The organism is Propionispora hippei DSM 15287 (assembly GCF_900141835.1).
Taxonomy (GTDB): Bacteria; Bacillota; Negativicutes; order Propionisporales; family Propionisporaceae; genus Propionispora; species Propionispora hippei.
This window is the reverse complement of record NZ_FQZD01000011.1, coordinates 1-19,858: the sequence shown is the minus strand read 5'-3', so window position 1 is coordinate 19,858 and position 19,858 is coordinate 1. Positions and strand designations below refer to the sequence as shown.

21 protein-coding genes and 1 other annotated feature are annotated in these 19,858 nt (G+C 44.3%); of the genes, 4 read left to right on the top strand and 17 right to left on the bottom strand.

From position 1 onward, the window contains the following. Window positions 1-50: 50 nt before the first annotated feature. From F3H20_RS07760 to F3H20_RS07705, 12 genes are all read right to left on the bottom strand, one after another. Entirely contained in the window at window positions 51-1,211 is a 1,161-nt protein-coding gene (locus tag F3H20_RS07760; protein ID WP_149734372.1) for an SIS domain-containing protein, read from the bottom strand. A gap of 95 nt (window positions 1,212-1,306) precedes the next feature. Next, entirely contained in the window at window positions 1,307-2,629 is a 1,323-nt protein-coding gene (locus F3H20_RS07755) for a class II D-tagatose-bisphosphate aldolase, non-catalytic subunit (RefSeq protein ID WP_149734371.1), read from the bottom strand. A gap of 107 nt (window positions 2,630-2,736) precedes the next feature. Further along, window positions 2,737-3,897, bottom strand: coding sequence for an N-acetylglucosamine-6-phosphate deacetylase (gene nagA, locus F3H20_RS07750; RefSeq protein WP_149734370.1), 1,161 nt, complete (start codon window positions 3,895-3,897; stop codon window positions 2,737-2,739). Between the two features lie 148 nt (window positions 3,898-4,045). Beyond that, window positions 4,046-4,867 (bottom strand): PTS system mannose/fructose/sorbose family transporter subunit IID, encoded by an 822-nt coding sequence (locus tag F3H20_RS07745; RefSeq protein WP_149734369.1) that lies wholly within the window; start codon window positions 4,865-4,867, stop codon window positions 4,046-4,048. After that, the gene (agaW, locus tag F3H20_RS07740) at window positions 4,857-5,624 is read right to left on the bottom strand and encodes a PTS N-acetylgalactosamine transporter subunit IIC (RefSeq protein WP_149734368.1); all 768 of its coding nucleotides are present in this window, start codon (window positions 5,622-5,624) and stop codon (window positions 4,857-4,859) included. The genes F3H20_RS07745 and agaW overlap by 11 nt, the downstream gene beginning before the upstream one ends. A gap of 75 nt (window positions 5,625-5,699) precedes the next feature. Next, complete coding sequence (gene agaV / locus F3H20_RS07735) at window positions 5,700-6,173, bottom strand: PTS N-acetylgalactosamine transporter subunit IIB (protein ID WP_149734367.1); 474 nt, start codon at window positions 6,171-6,173, stop codon at window positions 5,700-5,702. 122 nt (window positions 6,174-6,295) lie between these two features. Beyond that, window positions 6,296-6,727, bottom strand: a complete 432-nt coding sequence (locus F3H20_RS07730; protein WP_149734366.1) for a PTS sugar transporter subunit IIA — start codon at window positions 6,725-6,727, stop codon at window positions 6,296-6,298. A 113-nt stretch (window positions 6,728-6,840) separates the two neighbouring features. Then, window positions 6,841-6,945 carry a hypothetical protein gene (locus F3H20_RS20430; protein ID WP_223191674.1) on the bottom strand — a complete coding sequence of 35 codons (105 nt, stop codon included), beginning with the start codon at window positions 6,943-6,945 and terminating at the stop codon, window positions 6,841-6,843. Between the two features lie 254 nt (window positions 6,946-7,199). Beyond that, the gene (locus F3H20_RS07720; RefSeq protein WP_223191673.1) at window positions 7,200-7,931 is read right to left on the bottom strand and encodes a GntR family transcriptional regulator; all 732 of its coding nucleotides are present in this window, start codon (window positions 7,929-7,931) and stop codon (window positions 7,200-7,202) included. A 225-nt stretch (window positions 7,932-8,156) separates the two neighbouring features. Continuing rightward, a complete protein-coding gene (locus F3H20_RS07715; protein ID WP_188128236.1) occupies window positions 8,157-8,795 on the bottom strand; it encodes an N-acetylmuramoyl-L-alanine amidase family protein in 639 nt (212 codons plus the stop codon). Between the two features lie 209 nt (window positions 8,796-9,004). Then, window positions 9,005-9,610, bottom strand: coding sequence for a hypothetical protein (locus F3H20_RS07710; protein WP_149734363.1), 606 nt, complete (start codon window positions 9,608-9,610; stop codon window positions 9,005-9,007). A gap of 168 nt (window positions 9,611-9,778) precedes the next feature. Then, window positions 9,779-11,161: a TrpB-like pyridoxal phosphate-dependent enzyme gene (locus tag F3H20_RS07705; RefSeq protein WP_149734362.1), complete on the bottom strand. Its 1,383-nt coding sequence runs from the start codon at window positions 11,159-11,161 to the stop codon at window positions 9,779-9,781. 63 nt (window positions 11,162-11,224) lie between these two features. Continuing rightward, window positions 11,225-11,482: a binding site (T-box leader), on the bottom strand. A gap of 615 nt (window positions 11,483-12,097) precedes the next feature. Between F3H20_RS07705 and F3H20_RS07700 the strand changes: the two genes are divergently transcribed. Further along, window positions 12,098-14,053: a TonB-dependent receptor plug domain-containing protein gene (locus F3H20_RS07700; RefSeq protein ID WP_223191672.1), complete on the top strand. Its 1,956-nt coding sequence runs from the start codon at window positions 12,098-12,100 to the stop codon at window positions 14,051-14,053. A 162-nt stretch (window positions 14,054-14,215) separates the two neighbouring features. Here the strand turns inward: F3H20_RS07700 and F3H20_RS07695 are convergent, their stop codons facing one another. Continuing rightward, on the bottom strand, window positions 14,216-14,797 hold the full coding sequence (locus F3H20_RS07695) for a TetR/AcrR family transcriptional regulator (RefSeq protein WP_149734361.1): 582 nt from the start codon (window positions 14,795-14,797) through the stop codon (window positions 14,216-14,218). A gap of 176 nt (window positions 14,798-14,973) precedes the next feature. Between F3H20_RS07695 and F3H20_RS07690 the strand changes: the two genes are divergently transcribed. Together F3H20_RS07690 and F3H20_RS07685 are read left to right on the top strand one after the other, a co-directional pair. After that, a complete protein-coding gene (locus F3H20_RS07690; protein ID WP_149734360.1) occupies window positions 14,974-16,182 on the top strand; it encodes an MFS transporter in 1,209 nt (402 codons plus the stop codon). Between the two features lie 185 nt (window positions 16,183-16,367). Beyond that, window positions 16,368-17,693 carry a DUF1254 domain-containing protein gene (locus tag F3H20_RS07685; protein WP_188128235.1) on the top strand — a complete coding sequence of 442 codons (1,326 nt, stop codon included), beginning with the start codon at window positions 16,368-16,370 and terminating at the stop codon, window positions 17,691-17,693. A gap of 18 nt (window positions 17,694-17,711) precedes the next feature. Here F3H20_RS07685 and F3H20_RS07680 read toward each other — a convergent pair whose 3' ends face one another. From F3H20_RS07680 to F3H20_RS07670, 3 genes are all read right to left on the bottom strand, one after another. Beyond that, window positions 17,712-17,900 carry a hypothetical protein gene (locus F3H20_RS07680; RefSeq protein ID WP_149734358.1) on the bottom strand — a complete coding sequence of 63 codons (189 nt, stop codon included), beginning with the start codon at window positions 17,898-17,900 and terminating at the stop codon, window positions 17,712-17,714. A gap of 287 nt (window positions 17,901-18,187) precedes the next feature. After that, on the bottom strand, window positions 18,188-18,508 hold the full coding sequence (locus tag F3H20_RS07675) for a hypothetical protein (RefSeq protein WP_149734357.1): 321 nt from the start codon (window positions 18,506-18,508) through the stop codon (window positions 18,188-18,190). Window positions 18,509-18,536: 28 nt separating this feature from the next. Next, entirely contained in the window at window positions 18,537-18,893 is a 357-nt protein-coding gene (locus F3H20_RS07670; protein ID WP_149734356.1) for a hypothetical protein, read from the bottom strand. 135 nt (window positions 18,894-19,028) lie between these two features. Between F3H20_RS07670 and F3H20_RS07665 the strand changes: the two genes are divergently transcribed. Then, window positions 19,029-19,454, top strand: a complete 426-nt coding sequence (locus tag F3H20_RS07665; RefSeq protein ID WP_149734355.1) for a hypothetical protein — start codon at window positions 19,029-19,031, stop codon at window positions 19,452-19,454. 197 nt (window positions 19,455-19,651) lie between these two features. Here the strand turns inward: F3H20_RS07665 and F3H20_RS07660 are convergent. Further along, window positions 19,652-19,858: transposase (locus F3H20_RS07660; RefSeq protein WP_149734354.1), on the bottom strand; the 207-nt coding region annotated here is incomplete at its 5' end.

The window sequence follows — 19,858 nt, the reverse complement described above, 5'->3', positions numbered from 1 at the left end:
CCTCTTATGGAAACGGCGGATTTACTTTAAGAAGTATACGCACTGCCGGTCTAATGAATGCCTTCTACCGGATGTACTGTAACACCTTGTACGATCTTATTCACTTCCCCGCCTGGGAAAGGGTTGTCCGGTGTGCAGCCTAACCGCAGCGAAGCGGACAAGGCAAATAATTGCCCTACTACTAACGGAATAAATGGTGAAAATGCTTCCGCTACTTTATCGCTGACTGAATTAAAAATGTACACATCAGCTACCCGTTCTATCACTTCATCATATACATCTGAAACAACAATTAATTTATTCTTGCTGGCCTGCGACAGTTCCCGTAACATATCCAGATCGTAACGTTTAGTATAATCATTGCCCGCTACAAAGTATAAAATCACTGTACGAGGTGTCAGCATTGCCTTGGGACCATGGCGGAATCCCATCGGGGTATCATAGCGGGATATCACCTTGCCTGCAGTCAGTTCAAGCAATTTTAATGCAGCCTCCCTGGCAGCGCCAAACAGATTCCCGGCGCCCAATACGATCAGTCTGTCTACCTGGGGTTGGTAGGTATCGGCGATAGTCTGCTGCTTATTCTGAAGAATCTCGCCCGCATAGCCTGCTACTTTGTTCACCATGGTACTTAAATCCTGCTCAATATTCAAAATCCCATAAGCTGCCAGCAGCATGCCTGTTACGCTGCTGGTCATGGCAAACCCCTGATCATTGGCCTCATCAAACTGGAAATTTAAAGTTCTTTCGTTGGCAAAACCGGCTAATTCCCCCTGGTTATTGCAGGTAATGACGATATGTCTTACATCTTGAATCAATTGTTCGGCCAGTTGAATGGCGGCAATACTTTCAGGACTGTTTCCTGACCGGCCAAACGAAATCAGCAAGGTCTTAGCCTCCGCCACCAGATACTGGTGCGGACTGGCCACAATGTCTGTCGTATGAATGGATTCTACCTGCGTAAACCCCAGTTCCTTCCGTATAACCGGTGCCAGGGCATCGGCCACAAAACCCGAGCTGCCTGCCCCTGTAAGAATAATTCTAGTCTTTTTGTCTATTTTTCCAATGAACTTTTTAATTGCATCTCTTCTGCCGGCAATCTTTTCATATATGGATTTCCAAACAGTTGGCTGGCGCAAAATTTCCTCCACTGTATAATGGGCATGTTTGCTTACCACAGTTTCCCGGGTAAGACCGAATAAAGTATTCATATTCTTTCGTCCTCTCTTGTTTTATTTTTTATATTTATATAAAGCATTGCGCGTGTTCCCTGACTTGCGTACGGCAGCGGCAATCCTTCATAAAATCAGCTTCTTCCAGGCTTTACCGCATATAGATAATCATCAATACAATTTATAATTCTATCTTTCAACAGACTCTGGGCATCTGGCTGCAATAACCCGTCGCGTACCTTTTTATATTGTACCGGCATGAACTGGCTCAGCAGCGTTAATGGAATATCCACTGACTGCAAATTTTTCATGAGTCTGTCTAAAGCCATTTTCACTTCCATGTCCGGCAGATAATACCGGCACCGGTCGGAGAAGCTGAATTTTCTCGCATAGCGGATTTCACCAGGCCGGCCGCGATAATGCTGCAGCCAGTTCTCCGGATGATAAGCCATGCAGGAATCTAATGCTTCCATAAACCGTGACTGCTCAACCTCAGCGCTAAACCGAAACAGTTCGGCCTCCATGTGGCTTAAAGCAAACAGCCCTTCCCGCAAAGCAAACGTTAAAGCCGGCCCGACCTTTAAAATAGCAATTCCATCCTCTACCATTTCCTTCAGGGCACGTGCTGTCTGATAATCAGTCGAATGACCCTCAAACACCAGCCCCGGGTATTTCTGTAAGGACCGGCTAAGCCGCCCTGCCGCCGGGCGTTCATACGCATGTATGCGCTCATCCCCGAATTCTACACCCGGCTGCACCACGACAGCAATTACCTTCTCCCAGGCGTTTTCTATCCGGTATTGCTGAAAGGCTTGCTTAAAAGTTTCTACCATACTCTCAAAATCTGCCGCTTCCGTAACGTGAATGTATTCCTCGCTATCCCGGCTTCCCCCCGGAATAGGCACTTCACTTCCCACCACATACACCGGACTGAGCGCTTCCGGATTGATTTGCCGCACCTGAGTAGAGGCCACCTCAGCTTCTCTGGCAAGCATGGCCCCCCTGGCCGCAATGATAGCCGTTTCCAAGGGGCCATCGGGAGGATCATCGGCCAGTTTCATACTGGTGTCAATATGTATTTTGGTAAACCCGGCTAAGACATACTGTCTTATTAATTCCCGGGACTTCTCCAGGGCTGTTTCAGCTATTTCCGCTTGCCAGGTCAGCGGTCCCAAATGATCACCGCCCAGCAGGATTTTATCGTAAGGGAAGCCTGCTTTTAATGCCAAAGAATAAACAAAGTCACGGAAATCAGCCGGTCGCATGCCGGTATAACCGCCAAACTGATTTACCTGGTTGGCGGTTGCTTCAATCAGCACGTAGTCCTTGTCGGCCAGGGCACGTTCCATTGCGGCAGTAATTACATACTCATTGGCACTGCAAAGGGAATATATGCCACAAGCCTGGCCGTTCTTCTGCCGCTCCACCAAAAGTTTTAAAGGGTGTTTGCCACTCATCATAGCACTCCTTTCATTAACGCTTTATCCGGATCATGTTCTGTAATTGTAATATAGAACTTTACCTTTCATGTCGTCCTGTCGTCATTACCAGTTTAGGGCAAGTATCAGCTTTGATATACTACCTTCCCGTTAACCAGGGTCATTGCCACCTGATACTTAGTATCCACGACTACTAAATTGGCCTTCTTGCCCGCTTGTATGGTGCCGGTCTGCTGCTCAAGCCCCAACATCCGGGCCGGGTTGCGCGAGGCCATATTAACGGCATCAACCGGGTCGATCGCCATCTTATTAATCAGCGCCGCCACCGAACTTAACAGATTTGTCGTACTCCCGGCCAATGAACCGCCCGGCGCACGGGCAATTGTATCTCTGACAAGCACCGGTATGGGTCCCAGGGTATATTCCCCGTCCGGCAAACCGGCAGCCGCCATCGCATCGCTGATCAAAATAATCTTGTCTTTAGGTTTACAGCGAAACAAAATGTTCATTGCAGCCGGATGAACATGGATAAAATCAGCAATCAATTCGGCATAAACCCGGTCATCGGTTAAGATGGCACCGACGGCTCCAGGCTTGCGGTGATGCAATTCCTGCATACCATTGTAGATATGGACCGCAATATCCGCCCCGGCCGCAAAAGCGCTTACCATCTCTTCATAGGTGGCACCGGTATGCCCCAAGGCGACATGAATTCCCTGACGAACTAAGTGCCGGATTAGGGTAACTGCATTTTTACTTTCCGGTGCCAGAGCCACCGTTAGAATACGGTGAGCTGCGTCTTTAATAAACTCATCCACTTCCTTTATCGCAACAGGGCGCAACAAATCCTGCGGATGAGCGCCGCGGTGACTGGCGGCAAGGTATGGTCCTTCCAGGTACGCACCTAAGATTTCGGCGCCTTCCACCTTGCCGGTACAAGCATGTATATTTTGTAATGCTTTATGCATCTGATCCACCGGAGCGGTCATAACCGTGGGAACAAAGGCTGTAATGCCTTTCCTCACTAAAAATTTAGACACCTCATTAACCGCCGCAAAATCAGCAGTCATGACATCATAGCCATTAGCCCCATGAATATGAGTATCGATCAGTCCCGGCCAAAGCTCCATGGCCGAGCAATCCCATACACAATCCACCGCTAACCGGCTTTGACTGTCGACAATTGCTTCAATGAACCCATTGTTAACGACAACGGCTCCATCTTCGATGACGCGGTTGTCCAGAACAATTTTTTTTGCAGTTATTGCATAATGTGATGTATCCATGCTGAACTCCTATATGTCTGTCATAAATTTATAAGAATTTCCGAAATTTTTATCTACCGCCAAAACTCTTATATTTTACGCAAAGTTTCCTCCCTGCCTGAAATCTGGAAGGAGCAGCCTTCAGAGCGGCTCCTTCCAGTCAAACAGTTTACAGGACGCCGCATATTTTGCCGGCCAACCCGATACACACCGTCAAGGCAATCAGTTTAACCGGTGAAAAGTTTTTCTTCAGCAAATAGTACATCAGGACAGTATAGGCAAACGGCAGCATATTGGGAAGAACCTTGTCTAATACATCGCTTTGCAACGCCACCTTCGCTTCACCGGCGGTAATAATTACGGGCAGCTTTAAATTGATATAGGAGGCAATCAGGGCCCCAACCACTGTCAGACCGACAATCGTAGATGCCCGGGAAACCAGCTTTGTATTTTCCTTTAACGATTGAACCGCCCGAACACCGGTGCTATACCCGTAATTCATTAACCCGAAACGCAAACCAAAGTGCAGTATATTAAACAGTACCAGAAAAATAACAGGCCCCAGAATATTGCCATCCATAGCCAGTGCCGCACCAATACCGGCAGTAATCGGTAAGGCGGTCAGCCAGAACAGGGCATCGCCGATCCCCCCCAGCGGTCCCATGGTGGCAACTTTAATGCCCCGGATGGTCTCCTGGTCCTCTTTGTTTTGTTCCATTGCCGCCACAATCCCCATAATGAAAGTGACCAAAAACGGATGAGTATTGAAAAACTCCATATGGAGCTTCATAGATTTGGCCAGATCCTGCTTATTGCGATGAATTTTTTCCAACGCAGGCAGCATACCATACAGCCAGCCACAGGCCTGCATTCTTTCATAATTGAAGGATGCCTGTAAAAAGAAGGAGCGCCAGACCATTTTATGCAGCTCTTTCTTGGTCAGGACATTTTCATTGGTGCCGTCTTCATAGCGGGTGATCTCAGATTCCATGGCTTCTGACCTCCTTTTTTGCCGTCCTGGCAGCGTTATTTCTATTATTGTAATAGTCATAGCCGGCAACACACACGGCAATACCGGCTACAGCCAGCAAAGGAAGCTTGAGATAGGTAGCCAGGATAAACCCTGCTATCAGAAATACTGCATATTCCTGTTTGTACATAATCTTGAGCAGCATAGCAAAGCCAATGGCCGGCATCATGCCTCCGGCAACGGCTAAGCCGCCGATAAACCATTGGGGCAGCATTTCCACCGTGCTTTTGGCTAAATCAGCGCCAAAATAGATGGGAAGAAAGGCAATTACGGCATAAAACAGGCCCAGGAACAACATCCCCAGGTAGTTGATCCGGACAATTCCCGCCGCATCCGCCTGTTCAGCGTATTGATCGGCTTTATGCATAATGGGGGAAAATACAGTGAACATCAGAGTGATTGCCCCCTGTACGGCTACCGCAAAAGGTACGGCTACGCCCACGGCCACTTTCGGGTCCTGCTGTGTTAAAATGGCAAAAGCCGTACCAATGATTCCGCCGATTACCACATTGGGCGGTTGGGCTCCCGCCAGCGGCACCATTCCCATCCAGACCAGCTCTAATGTAGCCCCCGTAATCAGTCCGGTTTTAAGATCACCCAGGATTAAACCTACAACCAGGCCGGTAACGACAGGCCGGTGAATATGGATCAGTCCGTCAAATAAGTCAATACCGGCAATGAAGGCCCACAGGGCAATCATTAATGCTTCAGAAAACATAATAATCCTCCCTTTTCATTTTTCTGTTTATCATTCATTCTCTCGTGTTGGAGAGACATTCCCGCTTTGTGCTATCTATATAAATTTTAAAATATCGAGGCTCTTCTCATCAGGCACGCGGCGTATTTCCAACTTCACACCTAATTCATGCAACCTGTGAAAGGTCCGTATATCCTCATCATCTACCGATACCGTACTGGAAACTTGCTTTTTCCCCTCACTAAAATGCATATTGCCAATGTTAACTTTTTTAATCGGTACCTGCCCTGCTACAAGCCGCAATACATCCTGCGGCGTTTTGACAACCAGAAAAATCAGTTGATCCTCGGCGGCATAATGAATTTTATCAATGGTCTCCTGGAGGGTAAAATACCGGGTTTCAACGGTTTCCGCCACCGCCATATCCATAAGGTTTTGCTGCACTTCATCCATGGCAGCCTGGTCATTGGCCACTACAACCAAATTGGCTCCCAAATGGTTCGTCCAGGTCATGCCAACCTGACCATGAATCAAACGATTGTCAATCCTGGTTAATAAGATGTTCGGCACTATAATCACGCTCCCTAGTCTTTACTTATACAACCGGCCCGGTATTGTCATGATGTGCGTACCAGTAAATATGGAGAATCGCTGACCGGAGCAACCCATTGATACGATCCTGGCCTTGCTTGCTAAATTCCATTACTATGTACGGAACAGGGCTGGGAAATTATCACCTTTTCAAATCTCAGCGTCCCTTTCTTGCTTGCTCTGACAACGGCATCCGCCAAGGCTTGCACCGGCATTTGTTCATTCTGATAAATCGCCTCAATGATGGAGCCGATATTTACACCGGCCACTACTTCTCTGTTCTCGGCCTGCAGGGCCAGTTCCGCCGCAACTTTAAACGGAGTCCCTCCCAGGATATCGCACACAAATAAAACCTGTCTGTCCTCATTTGCCGCCAGTATGCGCTCAAAACACTCTTTTAAGAATTTATCCGTATCTGTAGCGGTAAAGTCCACAAAATGAAGTACATCCGTAGGGCCCATCAATAGTTCAAAAGTACTTTGCAATGCTGTGGCAAATTGTCCGTGCCCGGTAACAATCATGATTTTTTTCATTTCACAATACTCCTACAAAAGAAATAATAAATATCTTTTTATTTGCCGAGGCTTTATGGATAACGTTTACCGTATGTTCCACCGTAAAAAAGCGGGATCTGCGCACCGGATGTTTACGCGGTAACCGCCATCAATTTCTGCTGAAGCGGTTCCTGGACAATTTCATCCTCCGCTACCGGCAAGTTAGCTCCCAGTGAAGTGGCCCACATCACTCCCACCTGCCCGTGCACCACCGGGTTAGCAAGATATTAGGTGTTCCCACTGGCTCTCCCCCTTGTCACATCTTCCCGGTTCCCTGCTACCTGACAAAACCGTTGTCAGAACCTCCTCTCGTTAGTATGAATTTGTTAGCGCGATCAAAAAACGACTTCTCAGTCCATCACCTCCTCCTGGTTTTGTCATATATTATCGTAAAATAGGTAATGATGTACGTACCAGTTTGGTTTGAAAAAACATTACATCGGCAAGCCGGCTACTTGTTCAATGTAATGCAATATTCAAATTTGTCCCCTCTGGCTATACTACGCGTATATTCGATTATGTTGTCCTGCTCATAGGTATAGCGTTCAATTTTAAGGCCGGGAACCGCCTTGTCAATTTGCAAATACCGGGCTTCTTCTTCGTTGATGCTAACAGCCTGAAAGACTTCCCTGGCTGAGCTGATGCTGGTGCTGAACTCCTGGGAGAACATATCGTACATAGCCATACTTTCCAGCTTTTCTTTCGTTAATCCAGGAAATCTTCCGACTGGAAGATACGTCGTTTCCAACATCATAGGCCTGTCATCAGCCAAGCGCAACCGTACAAACTTATATACTTTGCTGTGTTCCTCAGCCTCCAGTTTGCGGGCGATGTTCCGGTCGCAGGAAAGCACCTCAAACTTCAAAACCCTGGAAGCTGGAATCTTCCCCAGTTTTTTCATCGCTTCGGTAAAGCTGTAAAACTTTAACAAATCCTGATTATACTTTAAGGGCGCAACAAAAGTACCCTTGCCATGAACGCGATAAATATATCCGTCCTTTTCCATTTCCTGCATAGCCTGCCGGACGGTGGACCGGCTGACGTTATATTGTTCACATATTTCGCGTTCCGATGGTATTTGATCGTCTTCTTTCATGTTCTGCTGAATGTCCTCGATCAAAATATCCATAAGCTGGCAATAAAGAGGAATCCGGCTCAATTTGTCTACGTGCGCTCTGGTCACTTCAGTAACTCCTTTAGTGGTACGTACCATTTGTGTTCATTATATAGCTCTTCTGAATAGTCTGTCAATCACTTTTTAACAATGCGCTTAAACCTTAACTGTCAGCTACATAAAGCCATAGTGAATCAAACAGTCACTAACCACAGCTTGGAGTTCTGTATTACTTTATCGAATACTTACTCCAATTCATATTAAAAAAGTATTAGCCTCTTTTATTTGAGTCGTTTATTCATACAGAAAATAACTGACAATCCCCTTAAAAATCCCTTCAGCCAGTAGATTTTGGTAGGCGCTATCCACAAGGCACAACGCTTCCGCCGGATTGGACAGATAGCCCATTTCAATTAAGGCTGCCGGCATCTCATTATGGACAAGCACATAAAAGTCGGCCGGGCTTACTCCATGCCCCTCTGCGCAGATTTCCTCCGTCAAATGTGTTTGAATGGCACAGGCGAGGCTGAAGGAACGTTCTTTCGGGAAATAACTGGCAGGACCGGTAAGATTGATATTTGGTATATCATCGACATGAAGACTTACGAAAATGTCCGCTCGCGCCCGCTTGGCGACATCCACTCTGGCTTGGAGGTCAGCGTCAAGATTCGCGCCGGGTGGTGCCAGGTTAACGTCTCTCGTCCGGGTCATAATCACCGTAGCGCCTGCCTGTTTTAGCTTCTTGCGCAGTTTACGAGCGACCGCCAGATTAATATCTGATTCCCGGAAACCATAGTTTATTGCTCCCGAATACACACCGCCATGGCCGGGATCAAGAACCACAACGTGATTTACCAATGGTTTATCTTCGACATTACAATCATCATACCACTCACCAAAGTCTTTCTGATGGCAAAGCTTACAGGGCCGCATAGTTATTCCTCCAATATTTGCTTTGCTACATATTATGTCAATAAAGCCATGGAGGTTCCAGAAAACAGCTTGCTTCAATAGATGCATAGCGTACTATTAGGGCAGAAATGGATCTATAAAAGTTCCGGTTTCCGGCTTGCTTTATAAAAAAGAAAAGATGACCTGAAGCCTTTCTTTAACTTCAAGTCATCCAGCTACAAATGAGCTTTTCAAACCGTTATATTGACCGATTTATTTTTCTTCCTGTGAACAGTTCGATGTCTCTGGCCGCTTTCTTCAACTTGCGCCTTGGACTCTGCATTTTTCCGCCGCGAGGCCACTTCCGCCGCTGCAATTCCGTACTGCACCGATTCCTGTACATCGCGTTCAACATCTGAAGTATAGCTTTTATCGCCTTGTCCGTTACTGAGGGAATTGCTATAAAGCCCTCTCGGTTCAGCAGTAGTCCTTCCGGCAGCGGACAAAAGTTTACTCATACTCCGATTTTCCAGGAAACGCTCGTGCCGGGCCAAGGCCCGTTCCTTGTCCCGTTCTTTTCTGGCCAGCGCAGCCTCCCGTTTAAGCCTTTCCTCCTCCAGCCGGCCGGCTACCTCGTCATACATCGTCTGAGCAATTTGCTGATCGACAGCAGCCAGTTGCCGGAGATCAGATTTTCTATCGCCTTCTTGGTGCAAGACATTATCCGGTTTACCAACTTCCGTGCTTTGCTGCAGCCTCCGCAAGAGATTTGCGCGCTGTTCCCGCAAGGCCGTCATATTGTTGTAAGGCGTAAATGCAGCCAGCAAACTATTTAACCCATTTTGATCAATCGCCATAGTCCCGCTCCATCCATAACTATACTACTTATTATATCGATAGTTTCGCGAAAAAATTAAGTAATAGCCATGAGAGAGTACATGGGGATACTGTACTATTGGAAGAGCCCACTGAATACCAGCGGGCAACTTAACCGGCGATTAAGCTTACAGTAGCTTATGAGGCGACTATTCCTGAATTCCCGGTATTGTAGGAAGTTCCGCAAAGCCCTTTTCAAGCTCCTCATCGGTCGGAATGTAGTCGCTCATAGAGCCCTCCTGAAAAGAATTATAGGCCGTCATATCAAAATACCCGGTTCCGGTTAAGCCAAAGAGAATGGTTTTTGCTTCCCCTGATTCTTTGCATTTTAAGGCTTCATCTATCGCGGCACGAATAGCATGAGCCGATTCGGGAGCCGGCAGAATACCTTCGTATTTGGCAAAGAAGGTAGCCGCTTCAAATACCTTGGTCTGTCCTACCGCAACTGCTTCCATATACCCATCATGATACAGCTTGGAAAGAGCCGGCGACATGCCATGATATCTTAACCCGCCGGCATGAATTGGCGACGGTGCGAAGGTGCAGCCGAGAGTGTACATTTTAGCCATGGGTGTAATTTTCCCGGTATCACAATAATCATATACAAACCTTCCCCTTGTCAGAGAAGGACAAGAAACCGGCTCTACCGCCACTAACCGCGGATCCGCCTTGCCAGTAATTTTATCTCTTATAAACGGCGCAATCAGGCCGCCCAGATTGGAGCCGCCGCCGGCGCAGCCAATAACAATATCGGGATATTCTCCCAGTATTTCCATTGCCTTCTCGCTTTCCAGACCTATGACGGACTGGTGAAGCAGCACCTGATTCAGTACCGAGCCTAACACATATTTATACCCTCCGGTAGTAACGGCCTTTTCCACCGCCTCAGATATTGCGCAGCCCAGACTGCCCAAGGTGCCCGGATTGGCGTCTAAAATCTTTCGTCCGGCTTCCGTCGTATGACTGGGGCTGGAAATCACGCTGGCCCCAAAGGTTTCCATAATGGATTTACGGAAAGGCTTCTGCTCATAGGAAGCCTTGACCATATATACCGTAAGCGGCATCCCAAAATAACAGCAGGCTTCCGACAAAGCCGTACCCCACTGTCCGGCACCCGTTTCCGTAGTCAGTCCGTTTAGTCCCTGTTCCTTGGCATAATAAGCCTGGGCAATGGCCGAATTCAACTTGTGACTGCCGGATGTGTTATTGCCTTCAAACTTAAAGTAAATCCTCGCCGGGGTCCCCAGCGCTTTTTCCAGACTATAGGCACGGCATAACGGTGAAGGACGGTAATTTTTGTACATTTCCAAAATTTCTTCCGGAATGTCAATAAATCTGGTAGTATCATCCAATTCCTGATGGGCCAGCTTTTCACAGAATACGGGATATAAGTCTTGCGGTTCCACCGGCTTTCCTGTTGCCGGATTTAGCATAGGCTCAGGCTTTTCTTTCATATCTGCCCGCAAATTGTACCATTGTGTCGGCATCTGCTCCTCGGTTAAATATAATCTGTGTGGAATTTTCTTTGCCATACTGCCGTCTCCCCTCATATATCTGATTTTTGGATAATAAAAAAAGGCTTTTATCTCAATTCTCACTGAGACAAAAGCCTACACTTCTGTGGTACCACTCAACTTGGTGCGAAAACGCACCCGCTTCTTCTGCATACAACATGATATGCACTTCCTTGGTAACGGGTGAAGTTCCCGTCAGCTACTACTAAGCTGCCTGCGGCGGCTGTTCGTCTGCCCTCTTAAGTCCATTCGGCTAAGGCTTCCCTGCTGCGTTTCACCACCCGCAACTCTCTGTAAGTGACCGGCACAAAGCTTACTCTTCTTAATCATTGGTTTCAATACATATTTTATTAACATTACTATACGCTTTTGAGAAAATTTTGTCAATCCTCTCTTCTTCTTTTGCAATGACTGTTGAGACACATTTCTACTTCATCCGAGCTTACCGCAGTTTGTTTGTAAGGATATGCCTGTTAGGTTTAATTAAATCATCTCACTTTGTTCTAAAACATATTAGAAAGGTATTAGAAAAGTATTGACTTACATTTTCCAAAAGAATATAATCGTATTTGTCCATAATATTGAGAATCATAATCGTTTAGACTTATCTTTATTTCTTATAGCTGTTATCAGTCATAAGAATTTGTTTATTTACGAGCAGCCTTGATCCTGGATGGCGATCGCCCAGCAAGATCAATCCTCTCACATTACTGGTACACATATATAAAGAGAAAGGTGTGTGAAAAGAAAATATAAAATTATTGCGACCATCGACTGACTGTCGTCAGTCAAATATTTTTACACCAGACCGACTGTTGTCAGTCAATCAATTATTTCCATACATATTCATTTATTCATTCGCAGTTTCTGATGTATTCTTATGGATTCCTGTTGAAAATGGATTTATTCATTCTATTCACAAAACCTATGAACAGAGAACGAAGGGAGATTTTTATGAAATTAAACCAAAAAAAATTATTATGCTCGCTGCTCAGTAGCGCCGTGCTGCTAGGTACATCGCAAATAATATTTGCTGAAGACGCAGCCAGCGAAGAAACCTTTAATTTTGATGAATACGTTGTAACGGCTAACCGTATGCCTGTTAAAAAATCTGAAGTTGCAGCCAATGTAACGGTTATCACGCAGGAAGAAATTGAAAAAGGCGGCTTTACCAATTTGCCTGACATTTTAAAGAAAAGCAATATCGCATTGCAAGAAACCGGTACCAGCACCGTTCCGGTGATCAATGGCGATGACCGCGTATTGGTTCTGGTTGATGGCCGCCGAGTCGGTTGGGACCATCTTGTTATAAGTGGAAATTCGCATGCAGGAATAGATCTCAATTCTTTGCCAGTAAAAAATATCGAACGTATTGAAATCGTCCGGGGTCCGGCTTCCTCGCTATACGGCAGCGATGCGGTCGGCGGTATTATTAATATTATTACACGCAAAGCGAAAACGGCTAATACTTCTATTTCGTCCGAGTTTGGCAGTTGGGGCTTCGAGCGGTATAGCCTGACCACGGAAGGCAAAGAAAATGGAATTGGCTACCTGATCACCGCAGAAAAGAAAACACGGGATGACTTTAAATACAAAAATCCCACAACCGGTAAAACAGAAACCAAGAACAATAGTGGATTTGATCAGGAATATCTGACAATGAGATTAGATAAAGATCTTAGTCATGACAGTTCTCTTTCTTTAGACCTGGAACATGCGGATGACGAATCTGGCTATTCCGGAACAAATAGTCCTTATTTCGTTTACCCAAACGGCTACCGGAAACAAGTAGATGATAATATTGCCTTAACCTACCACTGGGGGCAGAATAACGGCGCAGAAAACTTCTTCCGCATCTATCACAATGAAACGGACCTGAAATATTGGAACTCTTTTAATTCTATTGCCGATCTTTATGCCAACGGATTTAACTGGCAGCAAAACTGGCAGCTTGCGAAAAATTATACCCTAACCGGCGGCGCCGACTGGCGAGAAGAACACCTGGATGACAAAGATTCCATCAATAAAGGCTATACAAGCAAAGCCCTCTTTTTAGAAAATCGCTGGCAGTTAGTCAATAATTGGTCCATCACGGCAGGCGGGCGCTATGATGATCATAGTATCAGCGGCGAGAATACGACCTCACGTCTTACCGTAAATAAGGAGCTTAATGCTGATACAAATGTTTACGCTTCCTGGGGACAGTATGTGAAAAATCCCACCATGCAGGATCTTTTTTGGGATAACGGCTGGACCATTGGTAACCCAAACCTCAAACCAGAAGAAGGAACGACAACTACTTTAGGTATCAATACGAAGTTGGGCGATGGAACCAAATTGCAAGCCAGTGTTTACAGCAGTCGGCTTAAAAATGCTCTTGAATTTAAGAGCGGATACGATTCAGACGCCAGTGACCCTGATGCTTCCTACATCTCCGGCTATGGTTATTACGTCCCTGGCTACTACTATAATGCAAGTCATGAAAAAAGACGTGGCTTAGACCTGAGCTTAACACGGGAATTATCACCGCAATGGACAGTAGGCCTTGGCTACACCTATAACAAAACACAAGTTCAAGACGAGTACGGAAATTATGTAAACTATGCTTCCAATAGCCAGCCCAATGGGTACCGTCTAAACGTACAGTACGATCAGGACAAGTGGGATGCCGGTCTTACCGTGCGAAGTGCAACAGGTCGCAGCCTGGAGGAATTCACCTCGAAATCTTATGTGACTCTCGACATGCTAGTCAACTATAAAATTAATCCCGCTACCCGTGTTTACCTCAAAGCCTATAATTTAACTAATGAGGCTTATGAGTTAACTTCTGCTGGCACTTTAGGTGTTGGCCCCGGATCTTATCCTATGCCGGGACGCAGCTTCTACCTTGGTGTAGAACACCGTATGTAAATTAACTTATTCCAAAAGTTTAATTACAACTAACTAACTTTTACGAAAAAGATGTACTGCCAACTCGAAAACAGTTGGCAGTACATCTTTTTATAGCCTGCGAATAATTTTGTGTAAATCGGATTTTCCATGACAAGAATAGTGCGTTTTAAATAATCTTATTTATCTTTTTACCTGAATACCTTCAAAAGCATACTGTATTAAGGTTTTTATAAATACCTCATCTATTTTTTCACCGGTTACCAGCAACCGATAAAAGAGCGGACCATAAATTAAATCAATGCACAATTCAATATCCAGGTCCTTCTTTAGCTCACCTCTTTGCACTCCTCGCTCCAAGATTCGCCGCGAATCAAGTCGCCGGGGATTAAAATATCTTGCTCGATATTCTCCCGCCAGCTTTACATCAAATTGCCCTTCGGCAATTAATTCATTGATTACTTTGCCTTCTCTACTAGTTAAAAAACTGGCTAAATTACTGACCTGAATAACTATATCATCAATCACGGAACCTGTATCCGGTACGGGAAGTCTGGCCATCGCCGCAGATAGAAAGCCGTCCATGACAACCGCAGCTTTGTTGGGCCACCATTTATAAATAGTCGCTTTACTCACCTTGGCCCGCTCAGCAATTTTCTCAACAGTTATGGTTCCAAAGCCATTCTCCAGCAATAAATCATAGGAAGCAGCAAGAATCGCTTTTTCCGTCGCTATGTCACGAGGACGCCCCTTTTTCTTTTCCAAACCAATACCTCCCTGTATATTCGCACCAGATAAACTATACGTACATTATACTAAATATTTTATCACAAGAAAACACTTTACAAATACTAGACGTACAGTTTATAATCTAATCATTAAATAAACTATACGTTCAGTATTTAAATGCTAGGCGTAAAAAAATTAAGGCAGGGATAATGATGAACACTATACAAGTAAAAACCAAGCAAATCCCCAACTGGATCACCGTTCTGCTAGCTATTGCCTGTGGCGTGATTGTTGCTAATCTTTATTATGCACAACCTTTAGTTGGCCCGATCAGTATTGCTACCCATCTTCCTCTGGCATCAGCGGGATTAATCGTAACGTTAACGCAAATTGGCTATGTTGCCGGGCTATTATTCATTGTTCCTCTTTGTGATCTCATTGAAAATCGACGGTTAATCACCTCCACCTTAGTCATTGTAATTTGCGCATTAGTTGCAGCAGCTCTTACGAAAGATGCACTATTTTTTCTTGTGGCAGCACTGTTCATCGGGTTAGGTTCTGTAGCAACACAAATACTGGTCCCCTATGCAGCCCATCTGGCAACAGAAGAACGGCGCGGCCAAGTTGTTGGCAATGTAATGAGCGGGCTATTACTCGGCATCATGCTTGCCCGACCGGCAGCAAGCTTTATTACCGATCTTTGGGGCTGGCAGGCAGTTTTTCTTCTCTCTGCCGGTATAACAGCGATACTGGCTGTACTGTTAGCTTTCGTTCTTCCTAAACGGGCCCCCTTACCCACTATGAATTATGGTGATTTAATTCGCTCCTTGTGGTCGCTTTTTGCAACGAAAACCGTATTACGCCGCCGTGCCTTTTATCAAGCCTGCTTGTTCGGTGCATTCAGTCTGTTTTGGACGGTAATTCCGCTATGGCTGGCTAGTCACTTTCATTTATCACAACAAGGTATCGCTTTATTTGCCCTTGCCGGGGTGGCTGGTGCCATAGCTGCGCCAATTGCCGGAAGATTGGCTGATAAGGGTTGGACCAAACAATTGACCGGGTTGGCCATTGTCATTGCGATTATATCTTTTTTGCTTACACACATGTATACAGATGCTTCACTCATCGCTTTAGCGTTTCTTGTCATAGCCGCCATCACGTTAGATATGGCTGTTTCCGGCAATCTCGTTCTTGGTCAGCGTGCGATTTATTCACTGGGCAGTGAAATACGCGGCCGGGTGAACGGCGTATTTATGGCTGTTTTCTTTATCGGAGGGGCAGTCGGCTCTGCCTTGGGCGGCTGGGCCTATGCTTATGGAGGCTGGATGCTTGCCTCTATATTCGGACTATGCATGCCAGTTATAGCACTATTGTATTATTTCACAGAAAAACACTTAGCACATACTAATAACATCCTATAAGCGTCCCCCATGGGATATTATGCAATAAAAAACACCTGAAGTTTTATTAATTAGACTTCAGGTCATTTTATTTAGCCTTATCTATCATCACTATTCAGGCAATCATAGCACTACTATGTCCTCATAAGCATTTTTCATCTGTAAGAATATACTACAATATAACTTGGAAAACAGAGGATATGTATATGTGGGAGTCCAAATTTGATTCTTGCAAGCACCATACTCTTTATAACCTGGCATTGGCTGCTTATGTTTATGGTTATTCTCTCGTAATTACAGAAACCACGAAAAAAATCATGCTCACCAGCGGACATCAATTAAATGAATTTTTTAACGAACGATTTTTTCCTACTCCTGAATACTCCACTATTGTCAGACCGAATGTAGACACACTATATTCCATGGCATGGTTGAATCTCTCAGAAGAGCCTATAGTATTATCGCTGCCAAACACTCACAACAAATATTACCTAATGGAACTCCTAGATAGCTGGACCAACGTATTCTCATCCCTTGGGGCACGCACAACCGGTACCCAGGCAAATCTTTTTGTCATTGCAGGTCCCGGCTGGAACCAACCTCTCCCAAATGGAATGACTAGGATCGATGCCCCTACCAGAGATGTATGGATTATTGGCCGGACCCAAACAAATGGTAAAAATGACTACTCTACTGTACATGAAATTCAAGACAAATATTTGTTAGTCCCATTGAGTTGCTGGCCTCCAGCAAAAATTCACTATAAAAATACACATCAAAAAAAGAGCAGGGTAAATCCCGTTGATAAGGTTGCGTCCATGGACGCTGCATCCTTTTTTACGCTTATGATGCAGCAAATGTATGTGAATCCTCCTTGGGTAGAGGATCCGCTAATGGATACAACGCTGAGAAAATTAGAATTAATTCCGTCTAAATCCTTCAACTACCAAAGCTTAAGTTCGGCTAGCAAGCAGGCTCTTAGCGCGGCTTCCCAATATGGCCCCCAATTTATCAAAGCGGCTGCTGAAGGGAATTATGCAAATTACAACGACGACGGCTGGTTTTTCCTGACTAGCGGCATAGGTTTTTACGGAGCAGATTACCTGCTGCGCGCAATCATTGCAATGACAGGAATTGGAGCCAATTTGCCCAAAGACTCCATATATGCTTCCGCATTTATCGATAAGGAAGGACTTCCTTTAGTTGGATCTAACGATTACATGATTCACTTTAATCAAAAACAATTTCCTCCGGTCAATGCCTTTTGGTCTATCACCGTCTACAACTCTCAAGGATATTTGACTGAAAATTCGATTGACCGTTATACACTCAGTCCCCATCTAAACAACTTGCTCTATAATATCGATGGCTCCTTAGACATTTTCATCGGTAATTCCCCGCCTGAAAACGGTTTTTATTACAACTGGCTGCCTACACCTATAGACGAATTTAATCTAATAATGAGAATGTACTGGCCTAAGCACGCCTTGCTTGCAGGCACCTGGAAACCTCCTCCAGCAATTCGAATATAGTCCGGCAAACCTGTCAATTCATCCAGATAAGCCATAGAATGGGAAGCCTGGACACAGTACAATAAAAACAATTCCGGCCAAAGAAAAGGACGCAGGCATAGCCAGCGGCTCTGCCTCTAAAGTGAATCCCATGGTAGCAGATAAAACGGCAATAAGGCGTTGCCCCGATGTGATTTTTTCTTTACCAGCTTTACCATTTAATATCAAACCCAACCATCTATCACGAGGACAAATTGATTCCACCGGCAATACGCGCTTTTATCGACATAATTATTGAGACCTTCGCAAAATAAACAGAAATGATCTGGCTACTGACAAACTCCAGATCATTTTTTAAGGTTAAAAGCAATATAGAATTAAAGATTTATAATCATAAGCTATCGTTTGAGAGGTTAACTTATAATAAAATATCCCATTTGAGGTAAAAGGGGAAGAGAGATTCGCACATCGCTCCCGGCACCTAAAATACACTATCTTTTCAGCTCTAATTTAGGCTACAGGATATTATTCACGGGCTGCATCTCAGTAATTGTTTGCTTAATCGCACTTTCAATTACTCTTTCCTGTTCGTAGTATTGGTCTAAATCATACAAATGTGGCATCCCTGCAGCATTAACCCTCCATAATACTCCATTGGGATTATATTCTAATCTATAATCGTATTCAATATCTTGTTCATTTAGTGATGCATCAATAAATGCGGGATTAGAAGGTCCTGGAATTGCTTGAAAATTATACTGCCATTCTTTTGCTAAATCGGTAACTACATGTTCGTTCACTAGCACTGACGATAGCCTATCTTCTTTTGGCTGCAAATTCAGTTCGTCGCTAGCAATGCTTTTTTTACCTCATGTTCATTAGCTTGCTTAATATAAATATCACTAGCAGGGCTACTCCTGTCCCCACTATATTTACTACATGCAAGTCACTTCCAAGTCCGGAAATAAAATTGTGTATTTGTTCTTGTTGTTCTCCCGCACTTAACTTAGTAACATCCATGTCAATTCGCCCAAAAGTTGCAGAAGTGTACGGACCTAAACTTAAAGAGGGAAATACGTCCTTACTTCCCCCTATATATACATCACCATATCGGTCGATCGTAAGAGTTCCATTTCCGAATTTTCCACAAGAAAAGGTAACATAGTCAATTCGCTCATGAACATAGTTAAAAATATCTAAAATATCCAGTTTTGCAGTCATAATAATAACCTCCAGTTATAAAAATTATAGATATCTAAACATACAATTTTTGTATATAATTAAATAATGATATTATCTATGTCTACCTTTCCTGAATCATCTTGCGATTAACGAATATTTTTCAAGGATGGTACCATGAATATAGCGAAAATAATCAGAAACATTATATATGTGTTCCTTGTATTAAATATTTTGAATAGCTTTTTTTTCTTAGCTCCACGGTCAAATAAGGCTTATAAAGATTTGCAGCAAGAATATCATGAATTAAATATTTTACCCGGTTCTACTTTAATTCATCAAGAGGATGTACATAAGCCTGAGGCCGTTTATTTACTTTACGATTTTGCTGTTAATAAGAGTTGGGACGAAATTAGTGATTTCTATTTAAAAGAGATGGAGAAAAACGGTTGGAAGTGGGATGGTAAAGTCGAAAAATTCGGGAAAGATGACAATGGAAGAACACTTAGATTTTACAAAGGTAACTACAAGCTATCTATTGGATGCAGTAACATTCAAACAAATGACTCTAGTTATAATATCTTCCTTCGTTGGGCTCGATAATTTATCACTTGAACTTGTATATAATTAGTAAAACTTTTAAAGCAAACTACTTTAAATGAAAACAACGGGTGTATCCCTGATTTTGTGTAAACTCCAAATAGCATAAAAAAGAGCAATATTTTTTAAGAGGGCAAAACAGTCAGATAGGCTGATTGCCCCTCTGTTAGCATTATACGAAAACTAGCCCGGCTGTCAAGCTAGTCCAGCCGGTCGGCAAAGAATATTTCTAATTGGGAATGGATTTGTCCCCAGTCTTTACGTCGCCCCGTCCACTTTTTAGTAATATCAATCATAGCCAGGTACAACATTTTTAACAAGCTGTCATCAGTAGGAAATACGGATTTTGCCTTAGTCACTTTGCGCAGCTGACGATTGAAATTCTCAATCGCATTCGTTGTATAAAT